This is a genomic window from Bradyrhizobium icense, from assembly GCF_001693385.1.
In the GTDB taxonomy this organism is placed as follows: domain Bacteria; phylum Pseudomonadota; class Alphaproteobacteria; order Rhizobiales; family Xanthobacteraceae; genus Bradyrhizobium; species Bradyrhizobium icense.
This window is the reverse complement of sequence record NZ_CP016428.1, coordinates 3,111,922-3,127,723: the sequence shown is the minus strand read 5'-3', so window position 1 is coordinate 3,127,723 and position 15,802 is coordinate 3,111,922. Positions and strand designations below refer to the sequence as shown.

General features: G+C 60.8%; 16 protein-coding genes. 11 read left to right on the top strand and 5 right to left on the bottom strand.

The genetic code is table 11. From position 1 onward, the window contains the following. Positions 1 to 108: 108 nt before the first annotated feature. On the bottom strand, positions 109 to 546 hold the full coding sequence (locus LMTR13_RS14590; RefSeq protein WP_065728480.1) for a VOC family protein: 438 nt from the start codon (positions 544 to 546) through the stop codon (positions 109 to 111). A gap of 174 nt (positions 547 to 720) precedes the next feature. Between LMTR13_RS14590 and LMTR13_RS14585 the strand changes: the two genes are divergently transcribed. The 7 genes from LMTR13_RS14585 to LMTR13_RS14555 all read left to right on the top strand — a co-directional run bounded on the left by LMTR13_RS14585 (position 721) and on the right by LMTR13_RS14555 (position 7,369). After that, entirely contained in the window at positions 721 to 1,593 is an 873-nt protein-coding gene (locus LMTR13_RS14585) for an NAD(P)-dependent oxidoreductase (protein WP_065732691.1), read from the top strand. Between the two features lie 201 nt (positions 1,594 to 1,794). Next, positions 1,795 to 3,399 carry a sensor histidine kinase gene (locus LMTR13_RS14580; protein ID WP_065728479.1) on the top strand — a complete coding sequence of 535 codons (1,605 nt, stop codon included), beginning with the start codon at positions 1,795 to 1,797 and terminating at the stop codon, positions 3,397 to 3,399. A gap of 46 nt (positions 3,400 to 3,445) precedes the next feature. Beyond that, positions 3,446 to 3,649 carry a DUF1289 domain-containing protein gene (locus tag LMTR13_RS14575; protein WP_065728478.1) on the top strand — a complete coding sequence of 68 codons (204 nt, stop codon included), beginning with the start codon at positions 3,446 to 3,448 and terminating at the stop codon, positions 3,647 to 3,649. Positions 3,650 to 3,677: 28 nt separating this feature from the next. Continuing rightward, positions 3,678 to 4,235, top strand: coding sequence for a TIGR02281 family clan AA aspartic protease (locus tag LMTR13_RS14570; RefSeq protein WP_065728477.1), 558 nt, complete (start codon positions 3,678 to 3,680; stop codon positions 4,233 to 4,235). Positions 4,236 to 4,879: 644 nt separating this feature from the next. Next, positions 4,880 to 5,359, top strand: coding sequence for a sugar transferase (locus tag LMTR13_RS14565; RefSeq protein WP_197521106.1), 480 nt, complete (start codon positions 4,880 to 4,882; stop codon positions 5,357 to 5,359). 7 nt (positions 5,360 to 5,366) lie between these two features. Next, positions 5,367 to 6,278, top strand: a complete 912-nt coding sequence (locus LMTR13_RS14560; protein ID WP_065728475.1) for a polysaccharide deacetylase family protein — start codon at positions 5,367 to 5,369, stop codon at positions 6,276 to 6,278. Then, the gene (locus LMTR13_RS14555; RefSeq protein WP_156795626.1) at positions 6,263 to 7,369 is read left to right on the top strand and encodes a radical SAM protein; all 1,107 of its coding nucleotides are present in this window, start codon (positions 6,263 to 6,265) and stop codon (positions 7,367 to 7,369) included. Before LMTR13_RS14560 ends, LMTR13_RS14555 begins: the two co-directional genes overlap by 16 nt. Before the next feature lie 253 nt (positions 7,370 to 7,622). Here LMTR13_RS14555 and tnpC read toward each other — a convergent pair whose 3' ends face one another. The 4 genes from tnpC to LMTR13_RS14535 all read right to left on the bottom strand — a co-directional run bounded on the left by tnpC (position 7,623) and on the right by LMTR13_RS14535 (position 11,320). Beyond that, positions 7,623 to 9,260 carry an IS66 family transposase gene (gene tnpC, locus LMTR13_RS14545; RefSeq protein ID WP_065726659.1) on the bottom strand — a complete coding sequence of 546 codons (1,638 nt, stop codon included), beginning with the start codon at positions 9,258 to 9,260 and terminating at the stop codon, positions 7,623 to 7,625. Positions 9,261 to 9,313: 53 nt separating this feature from the next. Beyond that, the gene (gene tnpB, locus LMTR13_RS14540) at positions 9,314 to 9,682 is read right to left on the bottom strand and encodes an IS66 family insertion sequence element accessory protein TnpB (protein WP_418219759.1); all 369 of its coding nucleotides are present in this window, start codon (positions 9,680 to 9,682) and stop codon (positions 9,314 to 9,316) included. After that, a complete protein-coding gene (tnpA, locus tag LMTR13_RS39275) occupies positions 9,679 to 10,083 on the bottom strand; it encodes an IS66-like element accessory protein TnpA (protein ID WP_083218906.1) in 405 nt (134 codons plus the stop codon). The genes tnpB and tnpA overlap by 4 nt, the downstream gene beginning before the upstream one ends. A 754-nt stretch (positions 10,084 to 10,837) precedes the next feature. Further along, the gene (locus LMTR13_RS14535) at positions 10,838 to 11,320 is read right to left on the bottom strand and encodes a MarR family winged helix-turn-helix transcriptional regulator (protein ID WP_083219452.1); all 483 of its coding nucleotides are present in this window, start codon (positions 11,318 to 11,320) and stop codon (positions 10,838 to 10,840) included. 176 nt (positions 11,321 to 11,496) lie between these two features. On the opposite strand from LMTR13_RS14535, the gene LMTR13_RS14530 reads away from it, so the two are divergent. Genes LMTR13_RS14530 through LMTR13_RS14515 form a run of 4 tightly spaced genes read left to right on the top strand, consistent with a single transcriptional unit; the run spans position 11,497 to position 15,770 of the window. Beyond that, complete coding sequence (locus tag LMTR13_RS14530; RefSeq protein WP_065732689.1) at positions 11,497 to 12,015, top strand: flavin reductase family protein; 519 nt, start codon at positions 11,497 to 11,499, stop codon at positions 12,013 to 12,015. Between the two features lie 51 nt (positions 12,016 to 12,066). After that, positions 12,067 to 13,299, top strand: a complete 1,233-nt coding sequence (locus tag LMTR13_RS14525; RefSeq protein WP_065728472.1) for an acyl-CoA dehydrogenase family protein — start codon at positions 12,067 to 12,069, stop codon at positions 13,297 to 13,299. Between the two features lie 27 nt (positions 13,300 to 13,326). After that, a complete protein-coding gene (locus LMTR13_RS14520) occupies positions 13,327 to 14,352 on the top strand; it encodes an amidohydrolase family protein (RefSeq protein ID WP_065728471.1) in 1,026 nt (341 codons plus the stop codon). 41 nt (positions 14,353 to 14,393) lie between these two features. Further along, a complete protein-coding gene (locus tag LMTR13_RS14515; protein WP_065732688.1) occupies positions 14,394 to 15,770 on the top strand; it encodes an MFS transporter in 1,377 nt (458 codons plus the stop codon). The last annotated feature ends 32 nt before the right edge of the window (positions 15,771 to 15,802 follow it).

The following is a 15,802-nucleotide window of genomic DNA, read 5'->3' as shown; positions in this document are numbered from 1 at the left end:
CTTTCTTGACGCGATCCGACCCGCTTCGGAGCAAGTCCGAAAGCGGAGCCTCGTTCCAAGGCGCCATGCCAGTCCGATGCGACCCATAGAGCGGTTCAGCGCAAAAGGCTACCTCGCTCCCACGTCGTCCCGCCGCTCCGCCGGGGCGGCAGCCGCCTGCTCCTTGGCCGCCTCGTAGTTCAGTTCGATCATGACGCCATTGGGGTCATTGACGAAGATCTGCCAGAGGTCACCGCCCGGAACCTGGCGGGAGTCGTATGCCATGCCCTTCTGCTCCAGCCGCCGCTTCATGCCGTCAAAGCCGTAGCTGGCAAACGCGACATGATGGACAACGCCGGAATCGGGCTTTTGCGGCTCGTCGGTCTTGGAAATATCGACGAGGTGCACCACCGCCTTGCCCTCGCTGTACATCCACGCCCCCGGAAATGCGAAATTGGGCCGGGCGCCCTTTTCCAGGCCCAGAATGTCCTCATAGAACCGGACCGTATCGGCAAGGTTGCGGGTCCGGATGTTGAAATGGTCGAGCACGCCCACGCTGACGCCCATGCGATGTCACTCCCTTTTTTGTGAGGTTCTTGAGGAACCTATCCTAGCACGAATCCGCCCTCGCCCACCAACGAAGGCGTTGCCCTGCCCTGCGCAGCTTGTATGGTGCGGCTCCTCCAAAAAACACCGTCCGGCCGGCCCAACGTCGCCGGCGAAAACTCCAAGGTAACTCACATGGCTAAAGTCGCTTTTATCGGTCTCGGCGTAATGGGCTTCCCCATGGCAGGACATCTGGCGAAAAAAGGCGGCCACGAGGTGACCGTGTATAACCGGACCGGAGCCAAGGCGAAGGAGTGGGCGGACAAGTTCGGCGGGCGCACCGCGCCGACGCCGAAGGCCGCGGCCGAGGGTCAGGATTTCGTGATGTGCTGCGTCGGCAACGATAACGACCTGCGCGCGGTCACGATCGGTACCGATGGCGCCTTCGCCGGCATGAAAAAGGGCGCGATATTCGTCGACCACACCACCGCCTCCGCCGAAGTCGCCCGCGAGCTTGACGCCGCCGCCGTCAAGGCCGACTTCAAGTTCATCGACGCGCCGGTGTCCGGTGGCCAGGCGGGTGCGGAAAACGGCGTGCTGACGGTGATGTGCGGCGGCAAGGAAGACGCCTATGCTGCTGCCGAGCCGATCATTTCCGGCGCTTATGCAAGAATGTGCAAACTTCTCGGGCCCGCCGGCGCCGGCCAGCTCACCAAGATGGTCAACCAGATCTGCATCGCAGGTCTGGTCCAGGGCCTGTCCGAGGGCATTCACTTCGCCAAGAAGTCGGGGCTCGACGTTGCGGCCGTGATCGAGACCATCTCCAAGGGCGCGGCGCAGTCCTGGCAGATGGAGAACCGTTACAAGACCATGAACGAGGGCAAGTTCGACTTCGGTTTCGCCGTCGAATGGATGCGCAAGGATCTTTCGATCTGCATCGCCGAGGCCCGCCGCAACGGCGCCAACCTGCCGGTGACCGCCCTCGTCGATCAGTTCTACGCCGAGGTCGAGAAGATGGGCGGCAAGCGCTGGGATACGTCGAGCCTTTTGGCCAGGCTGGAGCGTTGAGTTAAAGAAACAGGTTAAGGCAACGAGCAAAGCCCCCGCTTCTTATCCCATCAGAAGCGGGGTTCCATCTGCCCGACAGGTTAATTTTAACTTCCCGTTAACGAGAATTTTTAGCTCTTTAAGTCATCGCTTAATGATTTAGCGGCACAGATAGACAATGCAAAAGCCCGCGCGGTTCGCGGGCAGGATTTGTGTTGTTCGATGAGTAGCCCCGCAGAGAAGCCCGAGGTTGTCCAGCTTCCGGCAGAAGCGCCGGTCGCACCAGCGATCAACACCCGGCGCGTGGCGGCGCAGCGGGTGCGCGAGGCGCGGGATCGGTTAACGTCGACCAGCGGCACCCGCCCCGCCTTCGATACCGAATTGCTCCGGCAATACGCCCAGACCCGGGTATCTGCCTCCTTCGTCGTCATGCTGCTGGTGGTTGCGACCGGCGTGCTGTTCGGCCTCTGGAAGTACGCCGTGCCGGCCACGATCTGGACGGTCGGCATGCTCTGCATCCATGCCGCCATCATTCGCAACTGCAAGCGCTTCCTCGGCGAACAGCCGACGCTTGCCGCCACGCGCCGATGGCAGACGCGCTTCGTGCTGCTCGATCTGCTCTACGGCCTGTGCTGGACTGCGATCCTGCTCCATCCGGCCGGCCTCGACACCGTCTCGAACACGATGATGATGTTCCTGATGCTGCTGGTGATTGCGGTGTCGAGCATGCTGGCGGCGACGCTCCCCATTGCGGCGGTGGCGGCAACCGCGCCGGTGACGGCTGCGATCGCGCTCAATTTCGTGATGGGCGGGACTTTCGACAATTATGCGCTCGCGCTGCTTGCGGTCGCCGCCGAAGCCTATTTTGCTCTGCTCGCCCATCAGCTCCATTCGACGACGCTGGCCACCCTGGAAGCGCGCGCCGAAAAGGACGCGCTGATCGGCGAACTGGAACAGGCCAAGGCGATCTCGGACGAAGCGCGGCACCGCGCCGAATCCGCCAACGTGGCCAAGTCGCGCTTTCTGGCGCAGATGAGCCACGAGCTGCGCACGCCGCTGAACGCGATCCTCGGCTTCTCCGAGGTGATGAAGAGCGAAATTTTCGGCGCGCACGCCGTGCCCGTCTACAAGGAATATTCCGCCGACATCCACAACTCGGGCGTCCATCTGCTCAATCTCATCAATGAGATTCTCGATCTGTCGCGGATCGAGGCCGGCCGCTACGAACTCAATGAGGAAGCGGTGTCACTGGTGCATGTCGTCGCCGATTGCCACCATCTGCTAAAACTGCGCGCCACCAGCCGCGGCATCACCATTCACGAGGTGTTCGAACACGGTATGCCCCGGATCTGGGGCGACGAGCGCGCCACGCGTCAAGTGGTGCTCAATTTGTTGTCCAACTCGATCAAGTTCACCCCGCCGGGCGGCGATATCTGGCTCAAGGTCGGCTGGACTGCTTCAGGCGGACAGTATCTGAGTGTCAAGGACACCGGCTCCGGCATTGCCGAGGACGAGATCCCGATCGTGCTGGCGTCGTTCGGCCAGGGCTCCAACTCGATCAAATCGGCCGAACAGGGCGCGGGCCTTGGCTTGCCGATCGCGAAAAGCCTGATCGACATGCATGGCGGCACCTTCACGCTGAAATCGAAGCTGCGTATCGGCACCGAAGTCATCGTCACCTTCCCGCCGGAACGCGTGATGAGCGCGCTGGCGCCGATGGCCGAGGAGGCCCCGCCGCTGCAGCCCGAACCCGCCGTCACCGCAGTCGCCGAGGACAGGCGGCGGCCGCGTCACAAACCGATCATGAGCGCCGGCACCGGGTTATAGCTGCAAGCGCTTGCGCAAAGGACGCAAACCACTTCACTATCCAGGAATGAGCAAAGAAACGCCGTGTATCGCAGTCTGTATGATGGATCCCAAAACCAAACTCTGCTTCGGCTGCGGACGAACGTTGCCGGAGATCGCGCGCTGGCACCGCATGGAAACGGCGGAGCGATTGGCCGTGATGGAAGGGCTTGCGGCGCGCATGGTGGATGCGGGCCTGGTTCCGATGCCGCCGCGCAGCGAGCGCGGCTGATCGCCGGAGGAAATGGCGGAGGCGCCAAGTGATCCGCATCATGCTCGTTCTGGCGATGCTCGCCGCCACCGCCGGCGCCGTCGTTGCCTATGGCGATCCAGACCAGATCGCGCGCGCCGGCAACTCAGTATCGAAAATGCTGCGGCAACGCAGCCTGGAGCCCGCGCCCGCCGTGGAGATCGCGCGCGGCAAGGCCGGCGAATTCGCACTGCACGCCAAGATCAACGGCGTCAAGGCGCCGATGGTGATCGATACCGGCGCAACATCTGTGGTGCTGACCTGGGAGACGGCGAAGGCGATCGGCCTGCCGATCGAGATGCTCGAATACAATGTCGACGTCGAAACCGCCGGCGGCCACACCAAGGCGGCGCGGCTGACGCTCGATCGCCTCGCGGTCGGCGGCCTCGTCGAGAAATCGGTCCCGGCGCTGGTAGTGCCGCGCGGGCTGATGAAGACCAACCTGCTCGGCATGAGCTTTCTGGATCGGCTCGAAAGCTGGGGCGTGCAGTCCGACAAGCTGATGCTGCACGGCTATCCCGAGGTGGCAGCGTCCAACCGCAAACGCACCCGGTCGGCAGCGAATTAGGGCGTGGACTCGTCGGTTGATCAGGTCCGCTTAGCATCTAAATAGCAACGCGAAAGCACATATGCCGATATCGGCGCGCTGGGCCAAAGCTAATATGGGCGGCACTTCTGATCCGAGAAGAGTCGGAAGCTGACATCGGCCGCGACCTGAGCCTTGCCCGCTAGAGGGCCATTCGTGAATTTCGGCTAAGAGCAACCAATAGCCAACGTGGCACTGCCGCTGGCGCTCTACTTTCTTGTCCGGCTAGCGATATCCTAACCGCGATCAATCGCGAGATGCCAATTGTCCACCGCCGACTCCGCCTCTTGGGGCTTTCGGTCCCGGAAAATAGCACTATTGACAATAGGCCAGAAGCGGAACCACAATCCGTCGTTGTTTCAGTCAGTACCATTTTAGTTTTGAGTTTTAGTGTATGGCTTCGGAGCCGCCACAGGCATTCCCCCATGTGCCTCCCTCGCCGGGTATTCGCGAGAAATATAGGCACCTATTCCTCCATTTTGACCTGATGGATCGACCATCCAAGGATGCGTTCGATCTGGCTGTTGGCCTTATCGCGCTCTTGGCAGTCTCCCCTTTATTTCTCGCCATAGCGATTGCCCACGGCATTATTTCGATGATTTCGCCCCGCGAACGCGGTCCTCTTGGTGAGCTACAAGGCGGTGAGCAGAGGGGTGATCTTTCCAAAATACAAGCTTCGGGTGGTGAGAATAGCTCACATCAATGCTGCCGCGGCGTTGGATGGCGACTGGCATGCATATGCGGCAGAGTGGGATCCAGCCTGCCGGACTCTCCTCGGCAATCTCTTGAAAAAGTTCTATCTGGATGAAATCCCGCAACTCATCAATGTCGCTCTGGGACATATGAGCTTAGTAGGGCCGCGGCCGCTTGCCCTGCATCATTATCAGCGCGATTCCGCACAAGGCAACATCCAGCGACGAATGATCAAGGCTGGCCTGTTCGGCCCATCACAAGCCCTCAAGGGCACCGCCCGGTATGGCCAGCAGGATGACGAATACGAATACCTCGATGCAGTCCTGCGGATGCCAGCCGGCCAACTGCTACTCTATGACCTAAAACTAATCTGCTTGGGTTTGTTCCGCGTAGCACAAGGCAGAGGTCTTTGATCGTCCCATGTCCCAATCGGTCCACATTCTGACATTCGATATCGAGGATTGGTTTCACGTTCTTGAGCACCGGGATACAGCCTCCGAAGGCGATTGGTGTCGTTTTGAATCCCGCGTCGAAAGGAACACCGATCGCATTCTCGAATGTCTCGATGAGGCCAACGTAAGAGCGACTTTCTTTTGCCTTGGTTGGATCGCTCGGACCCATCCGCAAGTTGTCAAGGCAATAAGCGCTGCCGGACACGAAATCGGATCGCATTCTGATCGTCATTTGCTTGTGAACCAAATGACGCAACGGCAATTCATGGACGATCTCCGCACTTCCATTGCATCATTGGAAGACCTCACCGGCCATCAGGTTCGTGCTTTCCGCTCTCCCGGATTCTCCATTTCGCGCCAAAGCATTTGGGCGTTTTCGGTACTGGCCGAGAACGGCGTGGAATGGGATTCCTCAGTTTTCGCGTCTTCTCATTCCCACAGCAGGGAGCCGGCGCTCGACATCACCGGTCCTGTAACCCTTGAATGGCGCGGCATGCGGCTCAAGCAGTTTCCGGTAGTTCCTGGCTGCGTACTCGGCCGGCGCATCAGCTTTTCGGGAGGGGGATACTTTCGGCTGCTGCCCTACGGTCTCATCCGGCACCTGATGAGCAAGTCGGACTACGCAATGACATACTTTCATCCGCGCGATTTTGATCCCGATCAGCCGCTGATACCGAATCTTCCACTTCACCGCGTCTTTCGATCATATGTCGGCTTGAAATCGGCGCTTGCGAAATTCAGAGCCCTTCTCGGGCACTTTCACTTTATCGATATCAGCGAAGCGAACAAGTTGCTCGATTGGGACGCGCTTCCAAAGCTTCAGTTGGATGGCACTTCATTATCTATCCCGAATGGGAGGAAAATTTGCTTGCCAGCCTGATCAGACATGGATCTGCTCGCATTGAACGAAGCTTCCGGGAACGAATGTTCCGCCGCTTCGGCTGGGATGTTACCAAACCAGCCTTTGTTCAGTGCATTCTCACAGAACGCTGCAATTATAAATGCCAATACTGCTCACATTGGCGCATGGACAAATATTCTGACGAAATGTCGTTCGATGAATGGCGAGCAGCCATTAGCAGTCTCACCAAGCTGGCTAGCCCGCTGGCAATCGACTTTACGGGTGGAGAGCCCACCATCCACCCGCACTTTCTTGAGATCGTCGAGTACTGCCGATCCAAGCGCGTTGACTGGTTCATGACTACCAACGGATCGACGCTTTCGAAAACCCGATTCGTAGAACGGCTAGTTGCAACGCATCCTCTCAAGATTGACGTGTCGGTGGATAGTGGATCGAGCATCGTGCATGACAATGCCCGTGGCGTTGCAGGGTCTTTGGCCCGGATTGAATACGGACTGCGGCATCTCGTCTCCGAACAGGAGAGAGCAGGCCACAGATTCCCAATCAGGATCAAGGTAACCGTTCATCGACTTAACGCACACGAGTTGACGCCTGTGGTGAGATGGGCTGAGGCTGTCGGCGCGACTTCGGTCGACTTCAATCCCGTCGGCGGATTGTGGCGCAAAGAGCAGATGGAACACCTATCTATTCGCGACAGTGACCTTGATGAATTGAACAGCGAGATTCACAAACTGATCCATATGAAATCGGAAGGTGCGCCGATCGAGACTAGCAACGAGCGCCTTCTCGGAATGGTCGATCACTTCTCCGGGACTACCGAGTTCGGCACCGCGCCGTGTCGGGATCCTGTTCGTAACTTTATAATCAAGGCCTGCGGTGACGTGACCACATGCGGCTGTTCCCCACCTATCGGAAACGTGCGCGAGCAGCCTGCAAGACAGATTTGGCGCGGGAAAGCGGCCAGAAGTGCTCGCGTCAAATCCTTGGGTTGTTCCCTGACAGTCGCAAAGGCCAAGGGTGCCAGTTCCTGCATGGCGCAGAAAACAATAGGAGACGATCTCCGCCGAGCACTGCTCATTATCGGATTTGGGTCAAGGCGTGCTCACTAGCTCGAAGTCCATTTATCACAAGCTCAAATGGCGCTTGCTGCCCGTCTTTCGCGCGCAGCGGATGGACCGATTTTTCCAAAGTATGCGCCCGCGGCCCGGTTCCAAAATCTTGGACGTCGGTGGATTGCCGGCGCTGAACGGCGTGCCTGGACTTTGGAATAATCATATGACGACTTATGAGATTACTTTGCTTAATCTTCCGGGCTCGTTTGATAAGTTGTAAGCATCCGGTGAAGACCGCGTAGCGGTCCACTCAGGCTGCCTTTTCGACTCGCTTGTTTTGGTCGCGCCAATTCCACGGAAGCAGTTCGTCGAGCCTTTGGACTGGATGCGCAGCGATGCGCGCCAGGACGTCGGCGAGCCAGGCTTGCGGATCCACGTCATTCATTTTGGCGGTGACGATAAGGCTGTACATCACCGCGGCACGGTCGCCGCCGCGATCGGAGCCACAGAACAGCCACGACTTCCGGCCCAGAGCGATGCCGCGCACGGCGCGTTCGGCGGCGTTGTTCGACAGGCAGATGCGGCCGTCGTCGAGGAAGCGGGTGAACGCGCTCCAGCGCTTGAGCATATAGTCCATCGCCTTGGCGACGTCGTTGCGACGTGAGAGCTTGGCGCGTTGCTCACGCATCCAGGTTTCCAAATCGGCGACCAGCGGCGCGCTCAGCTCCTGGCGGACGGCCCGGCGCCGTTCGGCACTCTGGCCGTTGATGCCTCGCTCAATCTCGAACAAGGCGTCGATCCGGCGGACTGCTTCCAGCGCCAGGGGCGAGATCACCGCGGGCTTTTTGCCCTGCACCTTGCGGCGCGCATTCTCCGCCAGATCAGCCATCACGAAGAACGGCCGTCGGGCGTGGACCCAGCACGCGGCTTCCAGGATCGGACCTGCGTTGCGGCCCGGTTCGTAAAGCCTGCCATAGCCGCCATAGGCATCGGCCTGGAAGATTCCGCTGTAGCTGGCCAGATGCGTCTGAGGATGTTCGCCGGCACGATCGCGTGAGTAGTAAAACACCGCCCCCGGCGGTTCTGGCCCGCCGAACGGCTTGTCGTCGCGGACATAGACCCAGATCCGGCCGGTGCTGGTCTTGCCCTTGGCCAGAACCGGCACCGTGGTGTCGTCGCCGTGCAGCCGCTCGGCGCTCAGCACATGGGCCTCGAGGCGCTGGAACAACGGCGTCAGCGCGACCGTACAGCTGCCGACCTGGTCGGCCAGGGTCGACAGGCTGATCGGCACGCCTTCCTTGGCATAGCGTTCGGCCTGCCGGTTCAGGGGCTGATGCTGGCCGAACTTCTCGAACAGCACCATCGCCAAAAGGCTGGGACCGGCCCAACCGCGAGCGATGACGTGGAACGGCGCCGGCGCCTGGCTGATCTTCTCGCAGTCCCGGCAGCTGAACTTCTCCCGGACGTGCTGGATCACCTTCCAGGATTTCGGGATCACCTCCAACGTCTCGGTGATGTCCTCGCCGAGCTTGGACAACCGCAAGCCACCGCAGCAGGCGCACGACGTCGGCCCTGATACGATCACGCGCTCGCGGGGCAGATGATCCGGGAATGGTTTGCGAGATGGCCGCTGGCGGGTGAACGACGCTACGGTGGTGGTGTTCGTGATCCTGGCCGCGGCCATTTCGGCGGCCAGTTCATCTTCGGTCGCTGAGGCCTCGAGCTCCTCCAGCGTCAGTTCAAGTTGGTCCAGCAGCCTTGCGGTACGCTCCGAGCGCGGGCCATAACGATCACGGTTCAGCTTTTCGATCTGCAGCTTCAGGTGAGCGATCAGCGCCTGGTCGTCGGATTGTTGGGCGCGAACGCTGGCGAGTTCGGCGCGCGTCGCAAGCAGCGCCGCATGCAGCGCCTCAATATCTTCCGGCAGCTTCTCGGGACTGTCACCCATGCCCTGATGGAATCACAAAAGCTGCGATTTGGCGCGGGTTTTTTTTTGCAATCTCACGGGATTTTTGCGCAACCTATCCCGCGCTCTGCGGCCGCCAGCTGTGTTGAGGGTTGCGCCAGTCGATCGCCTCCAGCAAATAGCCCATCTGAGCTGCGGTCAGCGACCACCACGCCGTCCACCGTCGCCGGCCAGATGAAGCGGCCACGGTCCAGCCGCTTGGCGTAGAGCGACAGTCCAACCCCGTCGTGCCAAAGCGCCTTGATCAGCGTGCCGGCGCGACCACGGAACACAAAGATGTCGCCGGCAAAAGGATCTCGCCCAAGGCCCTCCTGCACCAGCAACGCCAGGCCCTGCATGCCTTTGCGCATGTCAGTGTGACCAGTCGCGATCCAGATTCTCGCGCCTGCTGCGATCGGGATCATCGCTGCTCCAGAAGGTCCAACACTCGAGACAACGCGGTCATATCAACGCCCGCGTCCACGATCACTCGACAAGCCTTGCCGACGACAATCTCCATGCGTCCGCTCGCCGGCGTCGCCAAAACGGTCGACCGCGCTGGAGGTGGGTCCGGCATCACCATCGCCGGCACAAAGCCGGGCTGAGGCTGTTCATTACCGCTCGCCCGGGTCCCAAACGATCGCCGCCAAGTCAACAGCAGCGAGCGCGAGATTCCATATCGCCGAGCTGTCGATGAGACGGCGCGCGGTGTCTGCAAACTCTCCAAAACGATCTTGAGCTTCTCATCATCGGTCCAGCGACGACGCCGACCAGTCTCAACAATCTCGAACCGTTCAATCTGAGCACTGCACTTATTGCTGTCCATAAGGACTGTTACACAGCACTCGACTTAACTCGACAAGGCGGCCGTCACCGGAGGGAGACGATAAGTTCAGCGCGAGTGAACTTGCACATTACGAACTGATTGAGGCAGACGCCTGCAATTGCCGGTTATCACAGTCCTACGACATTGTTTTTAGTAATGCGCTTATCGAGCATGTTGGAAACTTCCAGCGACAGAAGCTACTCGCCGACTTCATCCTTTCGGCTGGCAACAGCCACTGGATACAGACGCCGTCGCCGCTCTTTCCTTTGGAAGCGCATTGCGATGTGCCGTTCTGGTGGTTCATACCGCTGTCCCAGCGGAAGAAAATGATTTCGGAATGGCATCGCGGAGAAAATCCCTTCATGGCCCGACAAATGGCGTCGACCAGGCCGATATGGGCTAGCCGGCTTCGTCAACTCTTTCCGGACTCACGGCTGACGATCGAATACTTCCTCGGTTTCCCGAAGTCTCAGATTGTGTACCGGCGGCAGAACGCAGGCTAGACCGTTCGCACCGCCGCCCACTGGGCTTTTGCACGCTAGCCGCCGCCATCTTTGCCCCGATTGCGCTTCTGCAGGTGTGATGGATGGTCCGTCATCTTGAATGGCGTCGATGTGCGGGTCTGGGCGAGCTGGATTTCGGTCATCGTGACGGCGCGTTGAGCTTCGTCGGCTTTCGCACCGCCATGCGCAGCTAAAGGCCGGCATAATCTGGCTGGGCCGATCTGTTGCCCGCCACGAGTCGTCTGGGAGCGTCACGCTCTCGACTTCGCCGCCTTGCGCGTCCTGTTCACTTCCTCGATTTCGGGCTCGATCGAATTCAGGCTCTGGTAGATTTCTGCGAGCACCGTCTTCAGGTCCGAAACGTTCTTCGACGGAAAATTGCGGACGGCCACTTCCTCGAAATGGATGGCGATCGGGATCAGCTCCTCGACCAGCGTCCGCCCCTTGGGCGTGAGGTTGATCGCGACCGTGCGCGCGTTGTCCTTCAGCCGCGTGCGCGTGACGAGGCCTCGCCGCTTCATCTCGCCGATCAGGCGCGACAGCGTCGATATCTCGATCGTCGTCATGTCGGCGAGATCGCCGAGGCGCTGATCGCCTTTTTCCCAGAGCGCGGCCATGACGCGGTACATGGGTAGCGTCACGCCGTAGCCCGCGATGCGCCGGGAAAACAGGTCGCCCATCCGCACGCCGACGCGGTTGAGCATGTAGGGCAAGGAATTCGTCAGCCGGTACAAGATCTTGCATCCCGCTCTGGTGCAACTTTTGCACTCCTTCAATAGCCGGGAGCCGATCACTTTTCAAGGCAATTGTTGCATTTGAAAATTTTCCGTTGACTATCATTTGCAAACGCAATTATTGTTTATGAAAGTTAAGCCGCCGGACAAGAGCGGACCGTTCAGTGGAGGAAACCATGTCGCTGGATTCGACATCCGACGAATTGCGTGAAACGTTCAAGCGCGCATTGCGGCGATTTCCCGCGGCGGTTTCGGTGATCACGTCTGCAGACCAGAACCGCCGTCACGGGATGACGGCGACCGCGGTGACCTCTCTCTCGCTCGATCCGCCCTCGCTGATCGTTTGCGTCAACCAGCAGACGCTGCTGCACGACATCATGCTGTTGGCGCGCCGGTTTTGCGTGAACGTGCTGCGTCGTGATCAGATCTCCCTTTCATCGGCGTTCAGCGGCGCGGTCCCCGCCGAGGAACGGTTCGGGCTCGGCCAATGGATGACCTCGGCTGAGGGCGTCACCTACCTCGCCGACGCGCAGATCAACATCTTCTGCAAGAAGGCGGCCGCGGTGCCCTACGGCACGCACACGATTTTCATCGGCGAAGCCGAGACCGTGAACGTGCGCGATCCGATCGAGCCCCTGATCTACCAGGATGCGACCTACTGCTTCTCGGTGCCCCACGACAGCCAGGCTGCGTGACTCACCGACCGCAAGCCGCCTTTCAGCCCATCGAAGATACGGAGCAAACCAATGGTCTCAGTCGCCCAGTTGAAGGATGTGCCTGCGCCGCCCGCCCCTCGCCCTGATCTAGCCGAGTTGCGGGCTCGCGTGGCGCAGATCGCGCCGCAGATCAAGGCGCGCGCCCACACCACGGAAAAGGCCGGACGCGTTCCCGAAGAGAACATCACGGCGCTGCGCAAGATCGGCTATTTCGACGTCGTCAAGCCGGCAATGTTCGGCGGCTACGAGCACGATTTCGACGTGCTGGTCGAGCTGAACATCGAAGTTGCGAAAAGCTGCGCCTCGACGGCGTGGGTCGGCGGCCTGCTGGCGGCCCATCAATGGCTGATCGCGGGATTTCCGGAAATCGCGCAGCGCGATGTCTGGGATATTAATCCCGATGCACTCGCCTGCGGCTCCTATGCGCCGGCCGCCAAGGCGATCGAGGTCGAGGGTGGCTATCGCCTGACCGGGCGCTGGTCGTTTGCGAGCGGCTGCGACAACGCGCAATGGTCGTTGTGCGCGGCGCTGTTGCCGTCCAAGACCGACAGCGGCCAATTTGCGCCGGCCTTCCTGCTGGTGCCCGCCTCCGATTACGTCATCGACGATACCTGGAATGTCGTCGGCCTCAGCGGCACCGGCAGCAAGACGCTGGTGCTGTCGGACGTGTTCGTGCCGACGCACCGCCTGCTGTCGTTCGCCGACACCACATCCGGCAAGACGCCGGGCGCTGCGCTCTATGCCGCCAACCCAACCTTCTCGATCCCGATGCTGTCGAACATTCCCTCTTGCCTGGCATCGGCCGCGGTCGGCGCCGCCGCCGGCGCGCTGGAGGACTATCTCGCCGTCACCTCCCGCCGAATTACGCGCGGCGCGGTGGCCGGCCACAACAACCGCATGGCGGATTTCCCGACCATACAGTTGCGCGTTGCGGAAGCGGCCGCCTCGGTCGATGCGGCGCGCGAAGTGCTGCTGCGCGACCTCCGAGATCGCGCGGCAACTGTGCGCGATAACAGGCCGGTTTCGATCGAGAACCGCATCGTCAGCCGCCGCGGCCAGGCGTTTTCGGTTGCGCTCGCCATCCGCGCCAGCGAAGCGCTGAACGCATCGACCGGCGGGCTCGGCCTCGATCTATCCAATCCGGTGCAGCGCGCCTGGCGCGATGCAAATGCCGTCGGCCGCCACATCAGCATGAACTGGGACGCCGTCGGCACCATGTACGGCCAGCTCGCGCTCGGGCTGACACCGCAAGGCCAATACTAACCAACATCAGACATCAGCGAGGACGACATGCAGGGCAAGATCGCTTTAGAGGAACATTTCGCCATTCCGGACACGCTGATGGATTCGGCGGGCTTCGTCCCGGCCTCCTATTGGCCGGAGTTAAAGGATCGCCTCCTCGATATCCAGGACAAGCGGCTGGCGCAGATGGACCGGCACGGCATCGACATGATGATCCTGTCGCTGAACGCGCCGGCGGTTCAGGCAATCCCCGACGTCAAACGCGCCAATGAGATTGCGATCCGGGCCAACGATTTCCTCGCCGAGCAGGTCGCAAAACGACCGGCGCGCTTTCAGGCCTTTGCCGCACTGCCGATGCAGGACCCCGATCTCGCGATCGCCGAACTCGAGCGCTGCATCAAGACGCTCGGCTTCCGCGGCGCGCTGGTCAACGGCTTCTCGCAAATCGGCGACGGCAAGCGGCCGGTCTATTATGACCTGCCGCAATACTGGCCGTTCTGGGCGACCGTGGAGCAGACCGGCCTGCCCTTCTATCTGCACCCGCGCAATCCGCTGCCGGAAGACTGCGCGATCTATGAAGGACATCCGTGGCTGATGGGCCCGACCTGGGCATTCGGACAGGAGACCGCAGTCCATGCGCTGCGGCTGATGGGATCGGGATTATTCGATGCCTATCCAAAACTGAAGATCATCCTCGGCCATATGGGTGAAGGCCTGCCCTACAGCATGTGGCGCGTCGATCATCGCAACGGCTGGGTCAAGGCGCCGCCGAAACACAAGGCGAAAAAGAAGATCTGCGACTACTTCAACGCCAACTTTTTCCTGACCACGTCGGGCAATTTCCGCACGCAGACGCTGATCGATTCCATTCTCGAAATCGGAGCCGACCGCATTCTGTTCTCGGTCGACTGGCCGTTCGAGAACGTGGACCATGCTTCCGACTGGATCAACGGCGCCACCATCAGTGAGAACGATCGCCTGAAGATCGGCCGGCGCAATGCCATCGACCTGTTCAAGCTCGGTCTCGGCGAGCATGGCATCGCCGAGCACGGCATTCATCAAGCCGCGGAATAAGCGGCATCACAATGAACACAATCTTGGGAGGGAACAAGGCCATGGCCGCGCAGGCAATCGATCTTCACGAAGAACTCGCCGAAGCAAAGGTAGGAAAATTTCACTGGCGCCTCGGCGCCATCATGGGACTGCTGACGCTGTTCGACGGATATGACACGTTCAACCCGGCTTACATCATTCATTACGTCGCAAAGCCCTGGGGCCTGCAGGCTGGCCAGGCGGGACTGTTGATCTCCAGCGGACTGGTCGGGTTCCTGCTCGGGGCCGCCATCCACGGCATCATCGCCGACCGGCTTGGCCGCCGTGGCACCCTGCTCGGGGGTCTGTGGATCACCAGCATCTTTACGCTGCTCACAGCGACCTCGGCGGACTCGTTCCTCTCGTTCTGCATCCTGCGGCTCCTGACCGGCATCGGCCTCGGCGTGCTGCTGCCGCTCGCGACCACCTACATCAACGAGTTGGCGCCGCGGCGCGTGGCGAACACGTTTGCGCTGTGGGGCGTCGCACTTGGCTGGGCGCTCGGCGGAACGCTTGCCGGTGTCGCCGGCGTGTTTGCAACGCCGATCTTCGGCTGGACGTCGCTGTACTGGATCGGCTCGCTCTCCTTCCTGCTGCTTCCCTTCATGCATTTGATGCTGCCGGAGTCGCCGAAATTCCTCGCACTCCAGGGCCGTACCGGCGAAATTCGCGACATGCTGACGAAGCTTCGGCCGGAGCGCGCCAGCGCCTACAAGTCGGCTGAAATTGCCGTCGGACAAGTGGAGAAGCCGGTCAATTCGGTGGCAGTGCTGCTGCAGTCGAAATATCGACGGACCACATTGGCGATCTGGGCCTCGGCCTTCCTCAGCCTGTTCTGCATCTTCGGCCTGTCGGGATGGATTCCGACGGTGATGATGCAGCGTGGAGAAACCTTTGCCGCAAGCTTCGGCTTCGGCGCGCTGATGCAGATCATGTCGTTCGTCGGCGGCCTCGTGCTTGGCCACCTCGTCGACCGGTCCGGCAGCAGCCGCGGGCTGATCGCGACCTGGTGGGTCTTTGGCGGCCTCGCCGTGTTGTCGCTCGTGGTGCTGAACGTCCACATCGTCAACATCACCTCGGTCGCCGCCGCCGGCTTCTTCATTATCGGCGCGCAATTCGTGCTAAACAACTTTACCGCGGCGTCCTATGAGACCGGCGTGCGCGCCACGGCGGTCGGAATGGAGCTCGGGGTCGCACGCGTCGGCGCTATTCTCGGCCCGTTCGTCGCTGGCGCGCTGCAGCAATATTACCAGAGCCCGACGCCGATGTTCCTGTCGATCGGCGTCTCCGCGATTGCCGCCGGCGCGATCATCCTGCTGGCCAGGCGGCCGGCGAGCGCACCCGCAAGCAGTCTTGAAGAGGCTGTCGGCTTGCGCAAGGTTGCACAGCCTGCTTCTTGAGCCGGAAGACCGGCTCCGGGCGGCGTGATCCC

Bases quoted from the DNA above. Each gene is read 5' to 3' on its own strand.
- LMTR13_RS14590 (WP_065728480.1), bottom strand. From the start codon at position 546: ATGGGCGTCAGCGTGGGCGTGCTCGACCATTTCAACATCCGGACCCGC.
- LMTR13_RS14585 (WP_065732691.1), top strand. From the start codon at position 721: ATGGCTAAAGTCGCTTTTATCGGTCTCGGCGTAATGGGCTTCCCCATG.
- LMTR13_RS14580 (WP_065728479.1), top strand. From the start codon at position 1,795: ATGAGTAGCCCCGCAGAGAAGCCCGAGGTTGTCCAGCTTCCGGCAGAA.
- LMTR13_RS14575 (WP_065728478.1), top strand. From the start codon at position 3,446: ATGAGCAAAGAAACGCCGTGTATCGCAGTCTGTATGATGGATCCCAAA.
- LMTR13_RS14560 (WP_065728475.1), top strand. From the start codon at position 5,367: ATGTCCCAATCGGTCCACATTCTGACATTCGATATCGAGGATTGGTTT.
- tnpC (WP_065726659.1), bottom strand. From the start codon at position 9,260: ATGGGTGACAGTCCCGAGAAGCTGCCGGAAGATATTGAGGCGCTGCAT.
- tnpB (WP_418219759.1), bottom strand. From the start codon at position 9,682: ATGATCCCGATCGCAGCAGGCGCGAGAATCTGGATCGCGACTGGTCAC.
- tnpA (WP_083218906.1), bottom strand. From the start codon at position 10,083: ATGGACAGCAATAAGTGCAGTGCTCAGATTGAACGGTTCGAGATTGTT.
- LMTR13_RS14530 (WP_065732689.1), top strand. From the start codon at position 11,497: ATGTCGCTGGATTCGACATCCGACGAATTGCGTGAAACGTTCAAGCGC.
- LMTR13_RS14525 (WP_065728472.1), top strand. From the start codon at position 12,067: ATGGTCTCAGTCGCCCAGTTGAAGGATGTGCCTGCGCCGCCCGCCCCT.
- LMTR13_RS14520 (WP_065728471.1), top strand. From the start codon at position 13,327: ATGCAGGGCAAGATCGCTTTAGAGGAACATTTCGCCATTCCGGACACG.
- LMTR13_RS14515 (WP_065732688.1), top strand. From the start codon at position 14,394: ATGGCCGCGCAGGCAATCGATCTTCACGAAGAACTCGCCGAAGCAAAG.